Source organism: Kitasatospora sp. NPDC093679 (genome assembly GCF_040683455.1).
GTDB classification, from domain to species: Bacteria; Actinomycetota; Actinomycetes; order Streptomycetales; family Streptomycetaceae; genus Kitasatospora; species Kitasatospora arboriphila.
This window is the reverse complement of the sequence record NZ_JBFBDW010000035.1, coordinates 39767-61572: the sequence shown is the minus strand read 5'-3', so window position 1 is coordinate 61572 and position 21806 is coordinate 39767. Positions and strand designations below refer to the sequence as shown.

General features: G+C 73.8%; 19 protein-coding genes and 4 pseudogenes. 14 read left to right on the top strand and 9 right to left on the bottom strand.

Annotation, left to right across the window (positions count from 1 at the left end):
* Window positions 1–166 precede the first annotated feature (166 nt).
* The 3 genes from AB0O09_RS25815 to AB0O09_RS25805 are packed head-to-tail and all read left to right on the top strand — an operon-like array spanning window position 167 to window position 3383.
* A complete protein-coding gene (locus AB0O09_RS25815) occupies window positions 167–1732 on the top strand; it encodes a PP2C family protein-serine/threonine phosphatase (RefSeq protein ID WP_363544930.1) in 1566 nt (521 codons plus the stop codon).
* Window positions 1729–3009: a cobalamin B12-binding domain-containing protein gene (locus tag AB0O09_RS25810; RefSeq protein WP_363544928.1), complete on the top strand. Its 1281-nt coding sequence runs from the start codon at window positions 1729–1731 to the stop codon at window positions 3007–3009. Before AB0O09_RS25815 ends, AB0O09_RS25810 begins: the two co-directional genes overlap by 4 nt.
* A complete protein-coding gene (locus tag AB0O09_RS25805; RefSeq protein ID WP_363544925.1) occupies window positions 3006–3383 on the top strand; it encodes an STAS domain-containing protein in 378 nt (125 codons plus the stop codon). Before AB0O09_RS25810 ends, AB0O09_RS25805 begins: the two co-directional genes overlap by 4 nt.
* Before the next feature lie 107 nt (window positions 3384–3490).
* Here AB0O09_RS25805 and AB0O09_RS25800 read toward each other — a convergent pair whose 3' ends face one another.
* The 3 genes from AB0O09_RS25800 to AB0O09_RS25790 all read right to left on the bottom strand — a co-directional run bounded on the left by AB0O09_RS25800 (window position 3491) and on the right by AB0O09_RS25790 (window position 6568).
* Window positions 3491–4618 carry a phospholipase D-like domain-containing protein gene (locus AB0O09_RS25800; RefSeq protein WP_363544996.1) on the bottom strand — a complete coding sequence of 376 codons (1128 nt, stop codon included), beginning with the start codon at window positions 4616–4618 and terminating at the stop codon, window positions 3491–3493.
* Window positions 4619–5010: 392 nt separating this feature from the next.
* Window positions 5011–5514: a TspO/MBR family protein gene (locus AB0O09_RS25795; protein ID WP_363544922.1), complete on the bottom strand. Its 504-nt coding sequence runs from the start codon at window positions 5512–5514 to the stop codon at window positions 5011–5013.
* Window positions 5515–5644: 130 nt separating this feature from the next.
* The gene (locus tag AB0O09_RS25790) at window positions 5645–6568 is read right to left on the bottom strand and encodes a zinc-binding dehydrogenase (protein WP_363544919.1); all 924 of its coding nucleotides are present in this window, start codon (window positions 6566–6568) and stop codon (window positions 5645–5647) included.
* A gap of 89 nt (window positions 6569–6657) precedes the next feature.
* Between AB0O09_RS25790 and AB0O09_RS25785 the strand changes: the two genes are divergently transcribed.
* Complete coding sequence (locus AB0O09_RS25785) at window positions 6658–7101, top strand: MarR family winged helix-turn-helix transcriptional regulator (protein WP_363544916.1); 444 nt, start codon at window positions 6658–6660, stop codon at window positions 7099–7101.
* Between the two features lie 557 nt (window positions 7102–7658).
* On the top strand, window positions 7659–8738 hold the full coding sequence (locus tag AB0O09_RS25780; protein WP_363544914.1) for a terpene synthase family protein: 1080 nt from the start codon (window positions 7659–7661) through the stop codon (window positions 8736–8738).
* Between the two features lie 312 nt (window positions 8739–9050).
* Here AB0O09_RS25780 and AB0O09_RS25775 read toward each other — a convergent pair whose 3' ends face one another.
* Both AB0O09_RS25775 and AB0O09_RS25770 read right to left on the bottom strand, forming a co-directional pair.
* Window positions 9051–9674 (bottom strand): histidine phosphatase family protein, encoded by a 624-nt coding sequence (locus tag AB0O09_RS25775; RefSeq protein ID WP_363544911.1) that lies wholly within the window; start codon window positions 9672–9674, stop codon window positions 9051–9053.
* A 620-nt stretch (window positions 9675–10294) separates the two neighbouring features.
* Window positions 10295–11128, bottom strand: a complete 834-nt coding sequence (locus AB0O09_RS25770; protein ID WP_363544908.1) for a class II glutamine amidotransferase — start codon at window positions 11126–11128, stop codon at window positions 10295–10297.
* A 555-nt stretch (window positions 11129–11683) separates the two neighbouring features.
* On the opposite strand from AB0O09_RS25770, the pseudogene AB0O09_RS25765 reads away from it, so the two are divergent.
* The 3 genes and pseudogenes from AB0O09_RS25765 to AB0O09_RS25755 form a co-directional block, all read left to right on the top strand.
* Window positions 11684–11884, top strand: a pseudogene (locus AB0O09_RS25765) (NAD(P)-dependent oxidoreductase); the annotation flags it as partial.
* A gap of 893 nt (window positions 11885–12777) precedes the next feature.
* Complete coding sequence (locus tag AB0O09_RS25760; RefSeq protein ID WP_363544906.1) at window positions 12778–13767, top strand: SDR family NAD(P)-dependent oxidoreductase; 990 nt, start codon at window positions 12778–12780, stop codon at window positions 13765–13767.
* Window positions 13768–13900: 133 nt separating this feature from the next.
* On the top strand, window positions 13901–14077 hold the full coding sequence (locus AB0O09_RS25755) for a hypothetical protein (RefSeq protein ID WP_363544903.1): 177 nt from the start codon (window positions 13901–13903) through the stop codon (window positions 14075–14077).
* A gap of 376 nt (window positions 14078–14453) precedes the next feature.
* Here AB0O09_RS25755 and AB0O09_RS25750 read toward each other — a convergent pair whose 3' ends face one another.
* Window positions 14454–16724 carry a helicase gene (locus AB0O09_RS25750; RefSeq protein WP_363544994.1) on the bottom strand — a complete coding sequence of 757 codons (2271 nt, stop codon included), beginning with the start codon at window positions 16722–16724 and terminating at the stop codon, window positions 14454–14456.
* 337 nt (window positions 16725–17061) lie between these two features.
* On the opposite strand from AB0O09_RS25750, the pseudogene AB0O09_RS25745 reads away from it, so the two are divergent.
* The 3 genes and pseudogenes from AB0O09_RS25745 to AB0O09_RS25735 all read left to right on the top strand — a co-directional run.
* Window positions 17062–17301 (top strand): annotated as a pseudogene (locus AB0O09_RS25745) (phosphotransferase); the annotation flags it as partial.
* Window positions 17295–17435: pseudogene (locus tag AB0O09_RS25740) on the top strand (FCD domain-containing protein); the annotation flags it as partial. The pseudogenes AB0O09_RS25745 and AB0O09_RS25740, both read left to right, overlap by 7 nt.
* Before the next feature lie 321 nt (window positions 17436–17756).
* Window positions 17757–17906 carry a hypothetical protein gene (locus tag AB0O09_RS25735; protein ID WP_363544901.1) on the top strand — a complete coding sequence of 50 codons (150 nt, stop codon included), beginning with the start codon at window positions 17757–17759 and terminating at the stop codon, window positions 17904–17906.
* Window positions 17907–18188: 282 nt separating this feature from the next.
* Here AB0O09_RS25735 and AB0O09_RS25730 read toward each other — a convergent pair whose 3' ends face one another.
* Complete coding sequence (locus tag AB0O09_RS25730; RefSeq protein ID WP_363544899.1) at window positions 18189–18281, bottom strand: DUF6131 family protein; 93 nt, start codon at window positions 18279–18281, stop codon at window positions 18189–18191.
* Between the two features lie 220 nt (window positions 18282–18501).
* Between AB0O09_RS25730 and AB0O09_RS25725 the strand changes: the two genes are divergently transcribed.
* The 3 genes and pseudogenes from AB0O09_RS25725 to AB0O09_RS25715 all read left to right on the top strand — a co-directional run.
* The gene (locus tag AB0O09_RS25725) at window positions 18502–18975 is read left to right on the top strand and encodes a hemerythrin domain-containing protein (protein ID WP_363544896.1); all 474 of its coding nucleotides are present in this window, start codon (window positions 18502–18504) and stop codon (window positions 18973–18975) included.
* Between the two features lie 267 nt (window positions 18976–19242).
* Complete coding sequence (locus AB0O09_RS25720; protein WP_363544893.1) at window positions 19243–19551, top strand: DUF6296 family protein; 309 nt, start codon at window positions 19243–19245, stop codon at window positions 19549–19551.
* A gap of 81 nt (window positions 19552–19632) precedes the next feature.
* A pseudogene (locus AB0O09_RS25715) lies at window positions 19633–19875 on the top strand (NAD(P)-dependent dehydrogenase); the annotation flags it as partial.
* Here AB0O09_RS25715 and AB0O09_RS25710 read toward each other — a convergent pair.
* On the bottom strand, window positions 19761–20897 hold the full coding sequence (locus AB0O09_RS25710) for a LysR substrate-binding domain-containing protein (RefSeq protein ID WP_363544891.1): 1137 nt from the start codon (window positions 20895–20897) through the stop codon (window positions 19761–19763). The pseudogene AB0O09_RS25715 and the gene AB0O09_RS25710 sit on opposite strands and share 115 nt — an antisense overlap.
* A gap of 195 nt (window positions 20898–21092) precedes the next feature.
* The gene (locus AB0O09_RS25705; RefSeq protein WP_363544888.1) at window positions 21093–21803 is read right to left on the bottom strand and encodes a hypothetical protein; all 711 of its coding nucleotides are present in this window, start codon (window positions 21801–21803) and stop codon (window positions 21093–21095) included.
* Window positions 21804–21806: the final 3 nt, after the last annotated feature.

Here is a 21806-nt window from a genome sequence, read left to right as displayed (position 1 = left end):
CCTTCCGTCGGAATCTGATGGATGGTGGGGAAGGAACTCCCGCTGTTCGACGACGAGTGAGGTGATGGGCACGCTCCGCCCCGAAGCTGTGACAGGTCCCACGGAAACCCCGGCGCCACCGGTGCCCCGCGCAGACCGGTGGCACGGGGTCCCCCACCCGGTCCTGGTGGCGGACTCCTCCGCTGCGGTGCGGGAGGTCAACGGCCCCGCCTCGCTGCTGCTGCCACGAGCCCGGGTCGGCGCGTCCCTGTCGCAGACGGCCCCCACCTGGCTGACCGCGGCGCACCGCAGGATGACCGCGAGCACCGCCGGACCGTCCGAGCCGGTGTGCGGCACCATCGAGGGCCGCACGGTCGAGGCCCATCCCGTCCGCGAGAGCGACGGCTCGGTGGTGTGGTGGCTGGTGGACGACACCGATCGGCGCCTGGCCAGGGCCGCGCTGGAGAGCGAACGCGAACGTACTGCTTTTCTGACACGGGCCTCCACCCTGTTGCTGTCCTCGCTGAACGCCGACCGCTGCACGGAGACCACCGCACGGCTCGCGGCCGAGCACCTGGCCGATGCGGCCCTGGTGGTCACGCCGATGGCCGCACGCCGGCTCCCCCTGACCTTCTGCCGGCACGGCGAGCCGCCGACCCGCTCACTGGTGCGGGCGGACCCCTCGACCGTCCCCGGCCTGGCCGAGGCGCTGCAAGGATTCCCCCCGGTGCCCTCCCGGTGGATCGACCCCCAGGCACTGCCGGACTGGGTCGTCCCCGAGGCACTCGGCCCCGTCGGGTCCGTCGCGGTCGTCCCCCTGCCCGGCCACGGCGTACCGGCCGGCGCCCTCGTCCTGCTGCGCCACCGGGGCGAATCAGCCTTCGACGACGGCGAAGAGGTGCTCGCCCGGCTCTTCGCCGCCCGCGCCGGCGCGGCCCTCTCGGCAGCCCGCCTGTACGCGCAACAGAGCGGCATCACCGAAACCCTCATGCGCGAACTCCTCCCGCCGCCACTGCACCACGTCCACGGCGTGGAACTCGCGGCCGCCTACACCCCGGCGGGCGCCGGCGAGCGGGTCGGCGGCGACTTCTACGACCTGCACCCCGCCCCCGACGATTCCCAGGAGTCGCTGGTCGTCCTCGGCGACGTGTGCGGAAAAGGCCTGGAAGCGGCCGTCCTGACCGGCAAGATCCGCAGCACCCTGCACGCCCTGCTTCCACTCGCCGACGACCACGGACGCGTACTGCACCTGCTCAACAGCGCCCTACTGACCTCCCACCACACCCGCTTCGCCACCCTGGTCCTGGCCTCGGTGCGCCGCCACGGCCACGAGGTGGGAGTGCGGCTCACCAGCGCCGGCCACCTCGCACCTCTCGTCCTGGAGGCGGACGGCACCGTCCGGGCGACCGACACCCGGGGCACCCTGGTCGGCGTCCTGCCCGATCCCGTCTTCGGTACCACCGAGGTGACCCTCGGGCCCGGCGAGATCTGCCTGCTGTTCACCGACGGCATCACGGAAGCCCGCGGCGGACCGCTCGGGGACGAGATGTTCGGTGAGCACCGCCTGCGGCGCACCATGACGGCCTGCGCCGGCATGCCGGTCGAAGCCGTGGTCGAGCACGTGCGGATGCGCGCAGCCGACTGGGTCGGGGCCGGACGGCACGACGACATGGCCGTGGTCGCCATCGGGGCCCCTCGCGGCACCCACCTCAGCGCGGTGGACGGACACGGACGCGGAAGGTACACCGGATGACCCAGCACCACGACGCCCACCCCGCAGCCGGGGACGGCCGCATGCCGCCGCCCGCCGAGGCGGGCCGCGGCCCCGGCGGCGTCCTTGCCGAGGACCGTCCCGCGGACCCGCAGACCGAGCCGGGCGCCGGTGACTGGGCGGAGCGACTGTGGCGGGCCGTTGCGGGCGGCGACGAGCACACCGGTGCAGCCGTGGTGTTCGCCGCCCTGGACGCCGGCCTCGACGAGGAGACCGTGCTCCTGGACGTGATCGGCACCGTCCAGCGGCGGGTCGGCGCCGCATGGGCGGCCGACCGCATGACCGTGGCAGCCGAGCACGCCGCCACCGCCGTCAACGAACGCCTGATCGCCGCCATGGCGCACCGGCACCCCGCCGAACGGCGGGCCGCCACCGCCGAGGCCGCTCCCGGCCGGCTCCCCGGCCCCGGGGCCGCCCTTCCGCCGCCGGGGAACACGGGGAACGCGACCCGTGTCCGAACCGGGAACGGCAGGCCGCCGGCGCGCGGACGGATCACGGTGGCCTGCACCGAGGGGGAGTGGCACGCCCTGCCCGCCAGGCTCCTCGCCGAGGTCCTGCGCCTGCGCGGCTGGCACGTCGACTACCTCGGCGCCACGGTCCCCACCCCGCACCTGATCTCCCACCTGCACCGCACCGGTCCCGACGCCCTCGCGCTCTCCGCATCCCTGGCCACCCGACTGCCGACCGCGCACGCGGCCATCACCGCCTCCCAGGCCACCGGGGTCCCCGTGCTGGCAGGCGGGGCCGCCTTCGGGCCGGACGGCCGGTACGCCACCGCACTCGGCGCCGACGCCTGGGCGCCGGACGCCCGGGCCGCCGCCGAACTGCTGGCGGCCGGCCCGCTGCGCCGCCCGCGCGGTCCGCACCACGTGGTCGACGACCTGCCCCATCTCGCCGACCAGGAGTACACCCTGGTCACCCGGACCGCCCGGGACCTCGTGCGCGCCACCCTGCTCGGGCTGGAGGACCGCGTCCCGGCCGTGCGCGCCTACGACGACGACCAGCGCGAACGTACCGCGGAGGACATCACGCACGTCGTCCAGTTCCTGGCGACGTCGCTCTACACGGCGGATCCGGACCTGTTCACCGGTTTCATGACCTGGACCGCCGACGTCCTCGCCGTGCGCGGCGTTCCGGCCGGCGCCCTGATCCCCGCGCTCGACCTCCTCGCCGACCAGCTCGGCGACTTCCCCCGTGCCGTGGCCACCCTCGACCGGGCCCGGACCGACCTCACCGCCGCCTCCGGGAATCCTGCATGACCGACCGGACCGTGCCGCCGTTCGCGCTCACCGCCGCCCGGACCGCCGCCGGCACGCTGACCCTCGTGCTGTGCGGAGACCTGGACTACGACAGCAGCGACGAGTTCCTGAGGTCCGCCACCGGTCACCTCGAAGCCCTCCCCGGCCTGCGACACCTGCACCTGGACTGCACCCGGGTGGCGGGCTTCGACTCCACCGCGTTGTCCGCGCTGCTGATGCTCCACCGCCGCACCGCAGCCGTGGGCACCCAGCTGCACCTCGACCACCGTCCCCCCGGCATGCAACGCGTGCTGGAGATCACCGGAACCCTCGACCACCTCACCGGACGGCCTGCCGACGCATCGGAGAACACCCGCGACCGCAGCTCGTCCTGACGGCCCGTCGCCACCGGGCGGGCCGCTCGGGGAGCGGAGCCGGCCTCGCTGCGGCCTCCGGAACGGCCCGGGCCGGTCGCCGACCCTCCGGACCCGCCCCAGGTCCGTCAGAGGAAGTGCCGGATCGGCGTGGTCGCGACCTCCAAGGCGCGCCGGGCCAGCCCCCGGCGCCTCCACCTCGCGGCCGTGACCGGTTCGCTGCGCATCACGTCGTCGTCGAAGTGGCGGTCGAGCAGCGCGGTGAAACGCTCGTCGATCGCGGTGAGCACGACCTCCTCGTCGTGGTCGAGGGAGCGCCGGTTGAAGTTCGCGGATCCGATCACCGCGGCGATGCCGTCCACCGTCAGCACCTTGGCGTGCATCATCGTCGGCGCGAACCGCCACACCCTGATCCCGCACGCGGTCATCTGCTCGAAGTACCGCTCGCCCGCGAGCTGGCAGACCCGCTTGTCCGTGTGCGGACCGGGAACCAGCAGCTCCACCTCCACACCGCGGCGGGCGGCCGCGCACAGCAGGTCCACGAAGTAGGCGTCCGGCGCGAAGTAGGCCGTGGCGAGGCGCAGCCGCTGCTGCGCCGACGAGATGACCACCCGCATCAGGGTCTGCAGGTCCTGCCAGCCGACGCTGGCGGAGCCGCGGACCACTTGGACGACCGCGCGTCCCGGCTGGTCGTGCTCCTCGAAACGGTCCGCCTCGTCGTACAGGGCGTCCGGCCTGCACTCCGCCCAGTTCTGGGCGAAGGCCGCCGCGATGCCGTCCACTGCCGGCCCGCGGACCTGGACATGGGTGTCGCGCCATTCGCCGGGGTTGCGTGCGTCACCGCACCACTCCTCGGCGATGCCGACGCCGCCCGTGAACGCCGTCCGGCCGTCCACGACCAGCACTTTCCGGTGGCAGCGGTGATTCTGCTTCAGGGGCGACAGACGTACGGGACGGCGGAACCACGCGATCCTGACGCCGCAGGACTCCATCAGATCGACCAGCTCGGGCTCGATCAGGCGGCTGCCGAAACCGTCGAGCAGCAACCGCACCCGCAGGCCTTCGGCCGCCTTGCGGGCCAGGGCCCGCGCGAACCGTCGGGCGACGTCGCCGCGCCAGTAGACGAACGTCATCATGTCGATGGTGCGGCGGGCTCCTTCGACGGCCGCGAGCATGGCGGGGAAGATTTCGTCGCCGTTGCGCAACGGGACGAGTTCGTTCCCCTCGGTCGCGGCGATGCCGATCAGGCCCTCCAGACGGCGCCTGAGCTCCTGACCGCGGTCGGTGGGGCCCGGACTGGTGGCGCAGGGCGCGACCGGGTGCGGTGCGGGTGGTGCGGGGTCCTGCGAAAGGGCCTCGGACAGCACGGATTCTCCTCGGATCGAAGGACACGGACGGGCCGCCCCGGCCCGGGACCGCCGCCGCCGGTGCCGGCGGCGGCGTCGGTTGCTGGCGGTCGGCTACCCGCCGGCAGCCGTTTGATGTGCCGGCTCGTCCGGCCCCGCGAATCGCCCGGGGCGCCGGTCGCCGTGACGTCCCGTCACATCCGGTTCCAGCTCAGCCGGGGAGCCCGGGGCGCCGGGACCGGAGTCCGTCGCCGGGCTGCCGGTACTGCCGGTTCCGCAGTGACTGCCCGTGCCCCGCGGGTTCAGGAATTGCGTCGCCCGATGTCGATGGCGAGGGCGGTGGCGAACAGGGACCAAGCCGTGTACGGCGCGAGGCTCCAGGCGGCGGCCCGGTCCGTGCGGGCGGTGCACAGGACGAGGTCGGCGTTGGAGATGTCGAGCAGGACCGTGGCGGCGGCTGCGAGCCGGGGCCGGCGGAGGCGGAAGAACAGCCAGGACCAGGAGGCGTTGACGGCGAGGTTCATGCCGAGGCTCGCGGCGAGGCGTCGGCGCCGGGCACCACGGGTGCGGGCCAGGGCGCGGCCGCCGGCGTAGGCGATGGACGCGTAGAGCGGGGTCCACACGACGGCGAACGCCCACGGTGGCGGCTGCCACGGGGGCTTGGCCAGGCCGCGGTACCAGGCGGTGTCGCCGTCGCCCGCGAGGGAAGCGGCGGTGGCGGCGGACGCCACCATGACGGCGGCCGCGGCATGGCTCGGCCAGGACACCGGCTGCCGGGCGGGGGTGCGTTCGCTGATCAGCCTCATACCGGTCGTATTCCCCGCCCGGAGCGGCCCACCGGCCACCGTACGCGAAGAACCGGCCGGGACCGCGGGCCGGCGTCCGTCGCCGACGGCAGGGCAGCCTGATGGCGCCGCCCGATCGCCCGGGCAGCTGCTACGGGACGAGGACCACCTTGCCGAGGTTGCGGCGCTGTTCGACGAGCGTGTGGGCCCGGGCGGCGTCGACGAGGGGGATCTCCTCGTGCACGGCGGTGCGCAGGATGCCCGCATCGCGCATCTGCCAGAGCTCGCGCAGCCAGCGGTCGTGGAGTTCGGGCTTGCCGACGGCGACGGCGCGCATCTGGAAGCCGATCATCGAGGCGCCGCGGACCAGGAGTTCGTACGCCTCGACCGTGCCGCCGCCGGAGCTGAAGGCGACCAGTCGGCCGCCCGTCGCGAGGGCCCGCACGGCGGGGCCGAGGAGGTCGCCGCCGACACCGTCGAGGATCACGTCGTACGGGGCGCCCCAGTCGGCGTCCTCGTAGAGCACGACCTCGTCGGCGCCCAGCCCTCGGACGAAGTCGGCCTTGTCGGCGCTGCTGACGGCGGCGACCACGCGTGCCGCCCCGCCGGCCTTGGCGTACTGGAGGGCCAGCGTGCCCACCCCGCTGGCCGCCGCCGTGACCAGCACCGACTCGCCGGGCCCGGTGCGCGCGGCCTCGTAGGCGCCGCGCGCCACCAGTCCGCTGCGGACCAGCGCGACCGCCTCCACGGCGGTCGCGCCGTCCGGAACCGGGGAGGCCATGGCGGTGTTCAGGACCGCGAAATCGGCGTAGGCGTCCGCGAAGCACAGCCCGGTGACGCGATCTCCCACGCTGAAGGCGGTGACTCCGGCACCCAGGGCGACGATCTTCCCGGCGACCTCGCCTCCGAGCGGGACCGGCTCGCGGCCCTCGCGAACCTTGCGCACGGTGGGCAGGGTCACCCCGACCGCCTCGACCCGGATCAGAACCTCTCCGGCGCCCGCCTCGGGTCGGTCGATCTCCTCGGCGAACAGCACTTCGGGCCCACCGTCGACCTCATGGCGAATGCGCAGCACGGGACCTCCCCCGATCCGAACTCATTGGACATCCCAACGATAGGGCGCATGTCGTTGGGAAGTCCAATGACTTTGGATAGGGTGAGCCCATGACCACGGACCTCCAGCGCATCCAGGGCCTGCCCACGTGGCTCATCGGCCGCGTCGCGGCCCGAGGCCGGGGCATGGTCGCCGACGCGATCGCGGCGGAGGGGCTGAAGCTGATGCACCATGCGGTGCTGGCCGCCACCGCCGAGTACGGACCGGTCACCCAGGCCGACCTGGGCCGCCGGCTGGCCGTCGATCCCAAGGACATGGTCGGTATCCTCAACCACCTCCAGGAGCAGGGCCTCGTCCTGCGCGCCCCCGACCCCTTCGACCGCCGCAAGAACGCCGTCACCGTCACCCCGGAGGGCGCAGCCGTCCTCTCCCGCTGCGGCACCCTGGCCGAAGCCGCCAACGCCGAACTGCTGGCACCACTCACCCCGGACGAGCGGGAACAGCTGATCGCCCTGCTGAACCGGCTCCACAAGGCACCGGAGAGCCTGGACTGATCCCACAGGATCGACGGGCAGACCCTGGTGGCGTGAGCCGGAGATCCGCCGGCAGTGGCAGTGGCAGCGGGACTGTGGGCGGTGGGGACCGGGGGATGCCTCGGGCGTTGCGAGCGGTGCGGCCCGGCGGTCGGTCGGAGGGCGGGCAAGCAGGATCCGGGCGTGGCGCTTGCGCCGGTGGACACGGCCGATCCCGCGGGCGAACCCTCCACCTGCCGCTCGTGATCCCCGCAGCGGGACCCGACCGCGGCCCGCTGCATCCGGTCACGACCAGGCCTTCCTCCTCCTGGACGGGCCGGGCCTGCCGCACGTCAGCGGCCCGGCGGCAGTCGAGCACCCGCAGCGCAGGAGACGGGCAAGGGCGGAGCGATCGGCCTGTGCGGCTGTCGGCGTTCGCCTCGCTTCCTGCGCCGAGCCCTGCGGCGTGGTGCGGAAACGCACCGGTGTGACCGGACGGTCGTTGGTCTGTCGGGCGCGTGAGACGGCTCATGCCCCTCGCGCCGGCCGCCGAGAAGCGCGGCCGGCGCGGATCCCCTCTGCACGAGGAGTTCCGACCGTTGACCGACTTCCACCGGCCCGGCCTGCAGCCGCGGGAGGCCTTACGCGCCGACCTGACCGCTGACGCGCTCGGTTTCCTACGACAGTACGGCCTGCACCCGGCCCCCGAGGCGTACCTCGCGCACGGTTACGTGGACCTGTGCCTCAAGGCGTGGCCGACCGCCGGCGGGCCCCCGCTGCGCCTGGCCGTGCGGTGGGCTCTGTGGACGTGGACCACCGACGACCTCCTGGACGGAGGCCTCGGTGCCGACGCCCCGCCGGACGCGATCGAGCGACTCGCCCACGCGCTGCGGCGCGTCGCCGCCGGGAGCGAGCGGCCCGCACCCTACGAGCACCCCGTCGTCCACGCGCTGGCGGAGCTGGTCCGGCAGACCCGGGCGGCCATGCCCGACCACTGGTGGCAGCGCTACCGCGAGCAACTGGACGCCTGGATCGTCGCGGCGCGCGACAAGCTGGTGCACTACCTGCGGCCGGAACGGACACCAACGCTGCACGAGTACCTGCTGCTCCGGCCGGCCGACGGCGGGATGCTGCTGGCCGCCATGTGGTGCGAACTCGCCGGCCGGTGCATCACACCGCACTGGACCGACCCCGTGGTCCACGACCTTCTCGACGCCTTCTCGACCTGCGGGATCCTCATGAACGACCTCGCGGGCGGCACCGGCGAGGGCGAGACCTTCAACGCCGTGGCCGCCCGGATGGCCGACGACGGGCTCTCGGTGGAGCAGGCGCGCCGGGAGGTGAGCGAGCGGCTCGAGGCGGAGGAACGGCGCTTCCGGTGGCTGTACTCGGCCGTCAGGCGCGGCTTCCCCGCCGGGCCGCTCCCCGAAGCCGGCACCGCCACCACCGACCACCCGGACCTGGTCCTGGACACCCGCCGCTTCGCCCTGCTCCTCGACCAGTTCCGCACGGCCCTCACCGCGTGGACGGGCACCAGCGCCCGGTACCCGGCACCCCGAGCCCCGCACCGGGCGCGCCGCGCTCTTCGCAGCGTCCTGGTTTCCCCCGCACGCCGTACGTGGAGGGCGGTGGGTCGGTGCTCTCGGCGGACACCGGTGAACGGTGATGCGGTTCTCTGAACTTTCCTCCCGCCTCCCGCCTCCTTCCCGCCTCAGGCCTCCTTCCCCGCCACAGGCCGCGGACAGGGCGTCAGGGGAGGCGGAGGGCCGGGCCCGTGACGAGGAGGTAGGCCGAGACGGTTCTGTGCCCCCGACTCGTCCACGACCTCGGTGAAGAGCGCGACGACATCACCCTGATCGCCGCCCGGATCCCGGGCCGTTCCGGCAATCGAACGCCCGCAAGCCCGTGCCGGAGCCTCGGGGGTCGCCCTCGGGCGGGGGTGGCCGGACATCGAGGCCTGCGGGGGCGCCGTCGTCGCCCATCGACGGGGTTCAGATGTGGAGTTCGGGTGGGAAGCCGGTCCAGCGGAGGTCGGGGGTGAGATGGCCGGTGTCGTTGAAGAGGAGGAGGGCCGGGGGCCGGTCGGGGGTGTAGCGGATGACGGTCAGCGCGGCGTTGGCGTGGTTGATGCCCAGCCACCGCCATTCCGGGGCGGAGAGGGCGGCCCGGACGAGCCAGCCGATGAGGAAGTTGTGGGTGACGACGAGTTCGTGGCGCGGTTCGTCGCCGGGGACGGGGCCGGTGAAGTCCGCGAGGGCTGCTGCCGCGAGCGCGGGGCCCTGCTCGCGTTCCCGGACGGTGAACCGGTCCAGGAACCCGGTCCAGGTGTCGGCTGCCTCCGGCGGCAGTTCCTCAGGTGCTGGGAGGTGGGGGAGGTAGTCGCCGGCGGCCGGGGAGAGGTGACGCGGGACGTCGTCGAGCTGTCCGGCGATCAGCCGGGCGGTCTGTTCGGCGCGGGCGAGGGGCCCGTGGTGGATCACGGCCAGCGGTACCCCGCGCAGCCGTCGCCCGAGGAGGGAGGCCTGGCGGCGGCCCGCGTCCGTCAGGCGGCTCTCGTCGGGGGAGGCCTCGCCGTGGCGGGTGAGGTAGAGGTAACGGGCGGCCGTACCGCTCATGGGCGCATCCTCCAGCGGGGTCGATCTTGCGGATGCACGGACGGACGCCGACCCGTACCGACCGGTTCCGCGAACGGTGGGGGCGCTTCGCGTCGTCGGCGAGCCGCTGGCCGGACCGGGTCGGCCGGTGCCGGATGTTCGAGGACGGTGTCGCTCTCGGTGGGTTCCGGTCCGGCTTCGGCCGGAGCGTCTTGCGGCTGCCGGGCCGCCATGGCGGCGCCCTCGGCCGGGGACGCAGATCGGGCCACCACCCCGGCAACTCGGCTCTGGGACTCGTGACGACACCCTGCCGCGGCCTCACTCGTGTTGGTCCGTACGGCCGGCCGGCAGGGACGACAGGCGGACGACGGCGAGGGCGGTGCCGACCGGTGCAGGACAGGAGCCGCGGGAGGCGCATCCGGTCAGGTCGGCGCGGTGACCCGCCGAGCAGCCACGCAGCGCATCGGCAGTCCGGTCGTCGACGGACACGTCCGCGGCGCCGGAGGCGCAGGGCACCTGGGCTGCCGGCTGAGGAGGCGGTGCGCCGTGACCGGGATTCCGTGTCGCCGTTCCGTGCGTAGCGTCGAGGGTGGGTCGGCCGGCGGCGCACCGTCCCCCGGACCGGCCCTCCGGCCTCCTCGTCAAGCAGGAGTTCGGGGAGCGAAGGAGATCAGTTCCTCCCGGTCCTTGCTGACCACGCCGTAGGTGGCCTCCGGAACCTCGACCCAGGCGCCGGGCAGGTCCCCGATCGGTTCGGAGACCACCAGGCGCGCATCGTCGGCCGCCTCATGCAGGATGGCCCGATCGGGATACATCTTCCTGAGCTGTGGGACGCTCCGGTTGAAGTACAGCGATCGGGTCCGGCCCGCGCTCGAATACCGGAACGCCCACAGTGAATCGCCGTCGCTGGTCGCGATCGTTCCCTGGAAGGGGAACTGGTGTCCGTGCTCGCGGCCGCGCGCCTCGACGAACCCGATCATGCGCGCGACAGCGCCCGGAGGGTCGTCCTCGAGCCCGAAGGTGAGTGCCAGGTAGAACATCAGCTCGGTGTCGGTCGTGCCCTTGATGTTCAGCCAGAGCGCGGGGTCGATCTCGAAGGCGAGTTCTCGCTTGATGTCGCCGAGCCCGTCGATGAAGCCGTTGTGCATCCACAGCCACCGCCCGTACCGGAACGGGTGACAGTTGCTCTGCTGCACGGAAGAGCCGATGGCGGCGCGGATGTGCGCGAAGAACAACGGTGAGGTGGTGTGCGCCGAGACCTCGCGCAGGTTGGTGTCGTTCCACGCCGGCTCGGTGCTGTGGAACACCCCTGGCGCGTCGGTCCCGTCGTACCAGCCGATCCCGAAGCCGTCTCCGTTGGTCGTCTCGGCTCCGAGCTTGGAATGCAGACTCTGATCGATGAGCGAGTGGACCGGGGTGTAGAGCACATCCGTCAGCCGGACAGGAGACCCCCAGTAGGCGAGCCATCGGCACATGGTCGACCTCCTTGCGGACGTGGCGACCCGGCATGTCCCTTCGGTGGGAGAACACCGGCGGCGCCGGTCACTGCAGAAATTATCGATCAGTCCCGGGGGCGGTGCAGGACGAGAGCACGCCTGGCGAACCACGGGAAAGGGGCGCTCTCAAACGAGCTGCCCGATTGTTCACCGCCTGCAGTACTGCACCGAGTCATCTCGGCACGACCATGACAGTGACAGGCCGAGATGCGCCGTTCACACGCCGACACGGGACCGGAGACGCACCTCGGCAGCCGCCGCTCACCCGGCCTCCGCCGCGGTCGGCCGGCCGCCCGGCCGGCTTCCGGGCCCGGTCCGACACACCCGATGCCTGATCCTCACCACCGTCACCTGCCTGACCGTCCTGCGGGCCCACCCCCTCACCCCCGAGCGCCGGCACCGTTTCCTCGCCCTGCGCGAACGCACCCCGCCCCCGGCCCTCGCCGCAACCGACCGGAGCGCCGTCCGCGGCAGGGCGCCGCCGGGCCGGGCAGGCCCTAATCGCCCGGCGGGGTGAGGACGTTGTCCCGGCCCCAGGCGGAGAGCGGCGACTACACCTCCGACGTGGCATCCAACCTCGCCATGATGGTCGCCGGCAACGCCACCCTGCTGCGCACCGCCGATGAGCAGGGTGTCAGCCCCGAACTGCTCATCCCCTACACGGAACTGATGGAGCGCCGGCTCGATGCCGGCCACGGCAGGGAGGACGGCACCGGCCTGGTCGACCTGCTCTGACCTCCCGGAGCGACATCACCGTGCCGAAGCCCCCACCTGGTTACGGTTCGAGGCGGTACGCCGCTGCTCGGCACGGTCATGATTCAGAAGATCACCAGGTGCGCGCACCGACCTGCGCCGGCCCTGAGTCGTGGGTCCGGGCTCCCTGCCGTGCTGCGAGAGAGGCTCACGGAGGCCGGTCGGCGACCCCGCCGTGGCCTTCTCGCACCCCGGTGCCGCACCCCTGCACCGCCCGGCCGCGCCCCGCCAGGAGCAGTGGTGCCGCGCGACCCTCTACGGCGCGATGTCGCCCTCCCAACACATCCGCGCCGGATGCGTCGGAGACCAGCGGTACACGGAGAAGCCGCCCGGGTGGGTGCAGCCCTCGCCCGAGTCCAGTGCTACGCCGCCGGCGATCTCCGTGAGGGTGAGCGGGAGGACATCCAGATAGGAACCGTCGAGGGGTCCGGCGAACAGTTCCAGACGGCCTGCTCCCGGTTCGCTCCACAGTCCGGTGCCCGGTCCTCGGCCCGGCCCATGCGGCTCACTCCTGACCGGATCGGGCCACGCAGGCTTCATCGGCTCTCCGCCCTCCGCTCCAGCCGACACCTGGCGCCCTCCCCGTGTGTGCCCGTTGCGCCTGGAGCCGGCATCCGGCTTCGGCGTCCTGTACAAGTCAAGCGCTTCGGACCGCTGAAGTGTCACGGGGCGGGGCGGGGCGAGGCGGCGGCGACGGACGGGCCGGTGTCGTTCGGACCGTGCCGGGCTCATGCGGCGGCGGGGTGCCGTTCGAGGAGAGACGGAGGCCAGGATCCCGGGCCGCGCCCCTCCGCCCGGTACGCCGGAGGCGTCCGCGGGCGGGGCGGCGGGTCGGGCCGAGGTGTGGGCGATGACCGGTGGGGCAGGCGTGGGGCATGTCGGTGGCTTCGGCGATGGATACGGCGCTCGACCGCACGGTGGTGCTGGGCTACGGGAACGTCGGCCTGTGGGCACGCAGGCGCCTGCCCACCTGGCCGGCGGACCCGCCGCGCATGGACGGCAAGGTCGTGCTGGTGACCGGGGCCGCGTCGGGCATCGGTCTCGCGGCGGCGGCGGGCTTCGCCAGACTCGGTGCCTCGGTGCGGGTCCTGGCCCGCGACCGGCTGCGGGCCGAGCAGGCGGTGCGGCTGACCCGCGAACGTGCCGGCCCCGGCACCCCGGCGGCGCTGCCGGTCGCCTGCGACCTGACGAGCCGGGCCGAACTGCGGTCCTTCGTCGAGGCGTTCCTGAGCGGCGAGCCGCGGCTCGACGTGCTGGTCAACAACGCGGGCGTGATGCCGGACGAGCGCAGCTTCGGCGCGGACGGCGTCGAGTTGGACTTCGCCACCCACGTGCTCGCGCCGTGGATGCTCATCCGCGGTCTGGCCCCGCTACTGGCGCGCTCCGCGCCGGCCCGCGTCATCAACGTCACCTCGGGCGGCCAGTACGACCAGCACATCCCCACCGGCGACCTGCAGTCACTGCACGGCCGGTACGGCCCGAAGAAGGTGTACGCGCGCACCAAGCGCGAGGAGATGGTGATCACCGAGCAGTGGGCCCGGCGGCTGGCCGGCCAGGGCATCCACGTGCACGCCATGCATCCGGGCTGGGCCGACACCAAGGGCGTGCGGCAGTGGATGCCGCTGTTCCGCGCGGTGACCCGGCCGATCATCCGCACCCCGGAGGAGGGCGCGGACACCGTCGTGTGGCTCGGCGCCGCACCCGAGGCCCTGCACTCCACCGGTCTGCTGTGGCACGACCGCCGCCCCCGCCCCACCACCTACGCGCTCGGCGCCGGACCGGACGGCGACGCCGCCCGCCAGGAGCTGTGGGACCACCTCGCCGACCTCGCATCGGCGTCGGATCGTGACCGGCCGGCACCGTAGCCCCGAACGGGGCACCGATGGTGGTTACGCACCGGCCGACCTCGGCCAGAAGCGGTGTGTACCCGGCCGGGCAGGGTGTCTCACCTTCCGCACGGCACCGCCCAGGCGTGGGCACGAGCGAAGGGAGCACCTGATGAAGATCACCACCAAGATCGCCCTCGGGATAGCGCTTGTCGTCGGGTACGTCCTCGGACGACTCAAGAAGGGACGGTGGGCCCTCGCCGTCGCGGGGTACCTGGCCGGACGGCGTCTCGATCCGCGGGAGCTCGTCTCCGAAGGGTTGCAGAAACTGGGGGAGGCGCTGTCCTAGGGTGCCGAGCCGCCTGGGCAGGGCCCGTCCTGGCCCGTCCGAGGAGAGCACGTCCTGGACCTCACGCGCGCCGCAGACCGGCCAGGGGGCGGGGCCGCGGTCTGCGGCGAGGAACCGGCTCGGCTCTGCCGGGCGGTGGCGTCGATCCCGGCCACCGCCCGGGAGCCCCGGCCGGCGTCCCCTCCGGCCGGGGTGACGGCGTACCCCGTGGCCGACGAGCGCGAATGCCGTCTTCAGCCGATGCCGGCCGTGCCGGTCGTGACCACGGAGGTCCTCATGTGCGCCTCACCTCGAGGAGAAACGCATTCCTCGTCCGCTCGGCTGTCGGGGCGGGCGACACGGGGATTCGGATGCCGTCCGTCCGACCCCCGTTCCGTCAGGTCATGGTCGGCGCCTGCTCCTCCAGCTCCAGGCCTTCCGGCAGGGCCGCACTGTGCACCACTCCCAGCCGCTGCGTGGCGCGGGTCAGGGCCACGTAGAGCTCCGCGCGCCCGAAGTCGGCCGGTTCGACCACCAGCACGCTGTCGAACTCCAGGCCCTTCGCCTGCGTCGGCGAGAGCAGGACCAGCGGGCGGGTGAGGTCCGGTTCGGGCCCGGAGTCGGCGCCCGGCAGTGCCGCCGCCAGGTCGCCGAGCAGATGCTTCGGTGCCACCACGGCCAGCCGCCCGCCCGCGCCGTCCGTCGGGACGGGCTCCGCCGCCACGCACGCCGCCACCGCGGCGGCCAGCTCCGCCGCGTCCGCCACCCTCCGCGCCCACGGGCGGACCCCCGTCGACCGCACCGAGCGCGGCGGCCGGAAGCCCGGGTCCGTCGCCCGGACCACGCCGGCCGCGACCTCCATGATCTCGGCCGGGGTGCGGTAGTTGACGTCCAGCAGCACCCGCTCGAAGCGCTCGCCCACGTGCGGGCCCAGCGCGGCCGACCAGGTGCCGCAGCTGCCCGGCTCGGAGCTCTGCGCAGGGTCGCCGACCAGGGTCATCGAACGGGTCGGGCAGCGCCGCATCAGCAGCCGCCACAGCATCGGCGTCAGCTCCTGCGCCTCGTCGACGATGACGTGGCCGAAGGCCCAGGTCCGGTCCGCGGCCGCACGCTCCGCGGCGCTGCGCCCGTCCGCCTCCTCCTGACGGTCCGCCAGCCGTTCGGCGTCGATGAGGTCGTGGGCGGCCAGCTGCTCGGAGTCCTCGTCCTCGCGATCGGCGAACTCGTGGCTGCGCGAGCCGTACGAGAGGTCGAGCACGCCCTGGGCGTAGGCGATGGCCTCCTGCCGCTGTGCCTCCTCCGCGGCGAGGCGGGCGGAGTCGTCCTCGCCGAGCAGTTCCGCCGCCTCGTCCAGCAGCGGCACGTCCGCCGGGGTCCACGGCCAGGCCGTGAAGGGACCGCACGGGGCGCGGCGGACGGCCGCGGCGTCGGCGTCCGGGAGGTGGGTGGGTTCCTCCAGGTAGTCGGCGACCAGTCGCTCTGGCGTCAGCAGTGGCCACAGCTCGTCGATCGCGGCGTGGACCTGTGCGCTGGCGGCGACGCCCTTGCCGATCAGTGCCCGGTCGTCGGCGCCGAGCAGGTTCGGGCCGCCGTAGGGATCGGTGCCGATCCGCTCCACCAGTTGGGCGGTGAGCCCGTCGATGACGGCGAAGGCGAAGTGCGGCCTGGCGAGGTTGTGCGGCAGATGCGTCCTGCGGGCGCGGTCGCGAGCGGCGGCGACCAGCTCCCGGTCCAGTACCAGCACGCCGTCCTCGTGGTCGATCCGCAGCTCCGGCCAGCCCGTGGCCTGCCGGTCGCGGAGGTGGGCGGCGAGGGCGTCCGCCATGGCGGCACCGCCCTTGACGGCCGCCGCCTCGGGCGTGTCCGTGCCGGTGGCGCGCACGCCGGGGAAGAGCTCGCCCGGGGTGGCCAGCAGCACCCCGGTCTCGCCCAGTGCGGGCAGTACCTGGCCGATGTAGCCGAGGAAGGTCGGGTTGGGCCCGACGATCAGCACCGCGCGCCGGGCCAGCAGCTCGCGGTGGGCGTAGAGCAGATAGGCGGCGCGGTGCAGGGCCACCGCCGTCTTCCCGGTGCCGGGACCGCCCTCGACGACCAGCACGCCGCGGTGCGGGGCGCGGATGATCCGGTCCTGCTCGGCCTGGATGGTCTGCACGATGTCGTGCATCCGGCCGGTGCGGGCGGCGTCCAGCGCGGCGAGCAGCACGGCGTCGGCGGTCGCGCCCTCGTGGCCGGTGCGTTCGGCGTCGTCGAGGTCGAGGATCTCGTCGTGCAGGGCGGTGACCCGGTTCCGCTCGGTGGTGATGTGACGCCGCCGGCGCAGGCCCATCGGCTCGTGGCCGGTGGCGAGGTAGAACGGGCGGGCGACGTCGGCGCGCCAGTCGACGACCAGCGGCGTCCGCTCCTCGTCGTCGGCGCGGATCCCGATCCGGCCGATGTGGTGGTCGGCCCCGTCCCGGAAGGCCAGCCGGCCGAAGCAGAGCCCGTGTTCCCCGGAGGAGTAGAGGGAGAGCAGTCCGCTCTGCTCGGCCACCAGCACGTCCCGCTCCAGCAGCATCTGGGCGTTGGTCGCGCCCTGTGCCAGCGCGGCGTCGACCCCGGCGGCGGCCCGTGCCTCCAGTTCGGCGAGGCGCCCGCAGAGCAGATCGATGAATTCCTGTTCCCGGAGAATTTCGCCGTTTGACAATTCCGCTCCCGCTCACATATACTGACGCCATAAGGTTTCCGGAGTTCATGTTTTCGGGTCGTTCCGAATGAACTCATGGAATCCACTAATCTACGAGGTAAATGTCCGGGACGCCAGTGCGCCCCGGTTTTTTTGTTGTGCAGGGTGGCCGACTTTTACGTCGTCGTGGTCGTGGCGCCCGGCGCCAGGGGCCCGACCGGCCTGAATCCAGGCCGGTCGCCCGTCCTGGGGCCGCAGTCCGCCATGATCATGGTGGCGGTGCTGGTCCTCCGCTCGGAGTGTGCCGCGGCAGGGCGTTGAGCCGGGTGGCGGGGCCGCGCTGATGGCCCACCTCGCTCGGCACGGCTACCCGGTGCCTGCCGTCCGGCCGGAGGACGCACCGGACCGGGACGGCCTGGTGATGCAGCGGATCACCGGACCGACCATGGCGGAGGCGCTGCTCGCCGGCACGATCACCCCGGAGCAGGCCGGCGAATCCCTGGCCGAGCTGCTGAACCGCCTGCACGCCGTGCCCGCCCCGGCAGGAGCCGACGCCGGGCACCTCACCCTGACGGGCGGGGCAGCGACATCGAGGGCGCCGTCAGCGGCACGCTCTGCGAGCACGCGGACCTCCTGCGGTCCGTCCGCGACCGCGACCCGGGCGCGGCAGAACGCGCGATGGCCGAACACGTGCGGATGGCGAGGGCATCGACCTGAGGTCGGGTCATCCGCGCAGGAGGAGGAGGCCGGGTCGGTGTGAGGTCGCCGGCGGGGGATCCGGCCGGACAGTGTGCCGACGGGTCAGGGCGGAGCAGCCGACGACCGGTGCCTCTGGGGCGGGTCGCCGCTGAGCGCTTCGTGCAGGGTGAGGGCGAGGCACGGCGAGGTGCCCATGCTGACGTGGCCGTCGAGGGCGAGCACGTGGGTCCCGGCCGGCCCGGGCCGGCGGGCGGCACGCAGGTCGGGTGACATGGACCCGCACAGACGGGGCAGGCGGAGGCCTTGTCCGTTGACCTGCGCCCGGAGGTGTTCATGAGCATGGCCATGCTTCTGCTGCTGATCCCGCTCGCGCTGGCGGCGATCCTCACCGCGACCGCCCCCTCGCCCGCCCGCCACCGCGGCCCGCGTGCCGCCGCCGTCCGGGCCGACAGGGCGGCCCGCCCCCGCCACGCCCGGGCCTCCCGCTGACACCGCCGCTCCGTCGAGCGGTGAACGCGGCCGACTCCGTCATGGCGCGGTCGTGCGCCCGGCGGCGGAAGCGGTATGGCGCGCGGATCACGGCGGGCGGCCGGGCGGGAATTCCGTCCGGCCGCCCGCGGCCCCGCGCCGGAAGCCGTGGGTAGGACCCCTCGCTTCGCCCCGGCGCCCGCACCCACCGGCACGCCCACGCCGTCGGCAGAGCGCCCCACTGCCGGAGTGGGGCGCTCGGAGGGCGAGCTCGGTCGGCCCTGCACTCGTGCTGCGGCCGCGTCAGTAGTAGTGGGTGCGACCGCCGACACCGTGACCCAGGAGCCCGGCGACCCACAGGATGAGGCCTATGACGACCAGGACGACGGCGAGCACGGGCGGGTCTTCTTCACGGACGGTGGACAGCGCGCGTTGCGGCCCCGACTGCCCCGTCGTGCCGGGCACATGCGGGCACGGTCCGGAGCCGTCGGGCCGGCGGGCTTCGGCCGCGCCTCCTTCCGCCCGTCGGAGCCGCGGGCGCGCAGGGGGATGAGGCGGTCCCGCCCGGGTAGGCGTATCGGCCGACGGAACCAATGTGCCGGGACCGGAGGTCGGGATGGACGCGATCGTGCTGCTGAGGGACGACCACAAGACGGTCGAGAAGCTCTTCAAGGCATTCGAAAAAGCCGACGACGAGGCGCACACGGAGAAGCGGAAGATCGTCGATCAGGTGATCGAGGAGCTGACCGTGCACGCGGTCATCGAGGAGGAGGTGTTCTACCCGGCCGCGCGCGAGGCCGCTCCGGACACCACGGACCATGTGCTGGAGAGCGTGGAGGAACACCACGTCGTGGTGTGGATGCTGTCCGAGCTGGCGGGCATGGATCCGGCGGACGAGCGGTTCGACGCGAAGATGACGGTCCTGATGGAGAACGTGCGCCACCACGTCGAGGAGGAGGAGAAGGACTGGTTCCCCGAGGTCCGCAAGGCCATGGGCCGCAACCGCCTCGTCGAACTCGGCGAACGTCTGGAGGAGGCGAAGAAGAGCGCCACCCGCGACCCGCTCGAGGTCCCCAGCGCGACCAAGTGACCCCGCCCGGACGGGGTGTCTTCTCCGGCGGCGTGCAGAAGACCACCAGGGCACGGACCGACCTGCGCGGCGCCGCGATCCACCGGGTCGCGGCGCTGCGCCGCTTTCTCCGTTTCCCCCGCGCGTGTGATCACGTGCATGACGCGGTCCGACGCCCGATGGCCGCCCGAGCCGTGGTTTGCCGGGACCGGGGCCGTGCAGAAGCCGGGTGCTCCGGTCGGACCTCGCGATCTCCGGCCGCCTCGTGGTGGAGAGGACGTGATCGCCGTGACGCTGGATCGCGTTGACCGCTGGATGCTGACGTTCCCCGGGCCGGCCGGGTGCCACGGGGAGCAGGACACCGTCGTGGTGGAGCAGCAGGCCGGATTCGGACCGCACGGGCACCCGGTCTACGCGGACGCCGCACGCACCGTCCGGGTCGAGATCGAGGACGGCGGCCTGGTGCACGTCCTCGACTGCGTCGGCCGCCCCGTACCGGACAACCCCGTGCACGCCCGGCCCCTCCGTCGGCCGCCGACCTCGCCGCAGCCGCGGCGCGGTCCGCGAACGGTGCCGAAGCCGAGGATCACCCCGTGAGTGCGATCGCGCTGGTCGCGGCGTCCGCGGACGTCCGTCCGGTCGACCTCACCGACCTGCCGGAAGGGATCCGTCCGCGTGATGGCCGATCAGCACACCCCGCGTGATCCCGCCTCGCAGTATCCGACGCCGCCGTTCCCCGAGCAGTCGCAGTCCCACCCGGGCAGCGGCGAGGCCATGGGCCCGGAACCGGACCACGGGGAGACCTCCTACAGCGGTACCGGCCGCCTGGCGGGCCGCGTCGCGTTGATCACCGGTGGCGATTCGGGCATCGGCCGGGCGGTTGCCCTGGCCTTTGCCCGAGAGGGTGCCGACATCGCCTTTCGGGCTGCCGCGGTCTCGCTGTTCGGCTCCGTCGGACCGGGTATGCGCGCGCGGCACGAAAGGCACCCGCTGGCCACCCGTCCCTCCGCCGTCAGGCCGTTCCGGTGCCGGCATCGAGCAGGCCGGACGCCTCCGCACCGACACCGGCGCCGCCCGTTCGGCACGGGGGCGCGGTGCCCGGTCGAGCGGCGCGCGGACGGGGGAGGGCCCGGTCGGTTGCCCGCCCTACAGCGTGGGTGCCGTTGGCAGGGCGTCGTGCAGGCGTCCGAGGAGGGCTCGGGCCGCGGGACTTGCGGGTCCGCCGGCCAGGCGAGGACGATGCGGGCACGGATCCGGGGCCGGACGATCGGCAGGGTCCGCAGGGATTCGGTGCGGCCCGGTCCTTCCTGGTCGAGGGGCAGGACGGCGACGCCCAGCCCCCGGGCGGCGAGCCGCGCGAGCACGTGCGGAGCCGCCGCTTCGAAGGCGATCCGGGGCCGGAATCCCGCCTGCGTGCAGGCGCGTTCGAGGGCTTCCCGGACGCCGGTGCCGCGCGGTAGGCAGATCAGCTGTCGCCCCTGCAGATCGGCCAGGGGGAGTTCGGTGCGGTCGGCGGCGGCGAGGAGCGGGTCGCCGGGTGAGAGGGCGGCCCCGATCGGGGCGTCGACGACCGTCCGGTGGGCGAGGCCGGGCGGGGGCTCGTCGCCGATGGGCCCCAGGAGGGCGATGTCGATCTCACCGGCCAGGAGTGCGGCCTGCATCCGGTCCGAGGTGCCTTCGGTCAGCGCCATTTCGAGGGCGGGGTGGGCGTCGTGGAAGTCCGCGAGGAACGAGGCGACGTCGAAGGCGTGGTCGGTGGCGCCGGGGACCAGCCCGAGCGTGACCCGGCCGCGCAGCAGTCCGGCGTGCTCGTCCACGGCGTTCCGCACCGCGTCCGCGGCGGCCAACGCGGCCCGCGCGTAGGGCAGGACGGTCCGGCCCACCTCGGTGGGCGTCACTGCCGCATCGAGCAGCGGGCCGCCACCGCGCCGCCGGCCGACCATGCGGACATCCTGCGCCGCTGGGAGCTGTTCAACGACGCCCGGACCGTCACCGCCGTGCTGGCCTTCGCCCTCCTCACCCACCTCGCCCTGAGAGCACCTCAAGTCATGCGCCGGCGGTGGAAGGCCGCAGCAGAGGCGGGACACGCGGTGCCGGAGCACGGGGAGGGCCGTATGCGGTCGCCGGCGGGCAGGGGTTCAGGCGCGGCGCCGGTCGCTGTCGTGGCGGAGGCTGTCGGTGTGCCGGGTGAGGTCGTCGAGGCGGTCGGCGAGCCGGGGGTGGGCGTCTCCCAGGTGGTCGCGGACGGCGGCGAGGGGTGCGAGGAGGTCCGCGGCGTCGGCGGCGGCGAGGGAGGCGTGGACGGCGTCGAGTGCCGGCCGGGCCGAGGGCGGCAGGTCGTCGAGGGCGGTGATCTGCGCGGCGAGGACGCGCAGGTCGGCGGCGTTGTCGCGGGCCCAGGTGGTGACGGTGCGCTGGGCGGCGCGGCGGTCGCGGACGGCCTTGACGCGTTCGGCGCCGGTGGTGGCATCAGCGGGAGTGGTGCCGGCCGGCGGGGCGGAGGCGGGCTTGAGCCGCAGGTAGCGGTTCTCGGCGGCCTGGCGGCTGGCGACGCCCATGGGGTGGGCGAGATCGGCCCAGGTGGCGCCGGCCGCGCGGGCGGTCTCCACGAGGCCGGCCTCCCAGCCGGCGAGTTCGGTGCGCAACTCGCGCAGCAGGAGCAGCGCTGCCAGGGCGGGTTCGGGGCCGGGCTGCACGGGCGCGGTGGGGGTGCTGTCGATCGGGGGTGCGTCCTGGGCGGTGCGGACGGCGTCGTCGATCACGCCCAGCGCGGCCGCGGCGGCGAGGAAGGAGGCGGGGCCGACCGGCGCTGCGGGGCCGATCGGTGGAGGGCCGGGTCTCTCGGGCATGTG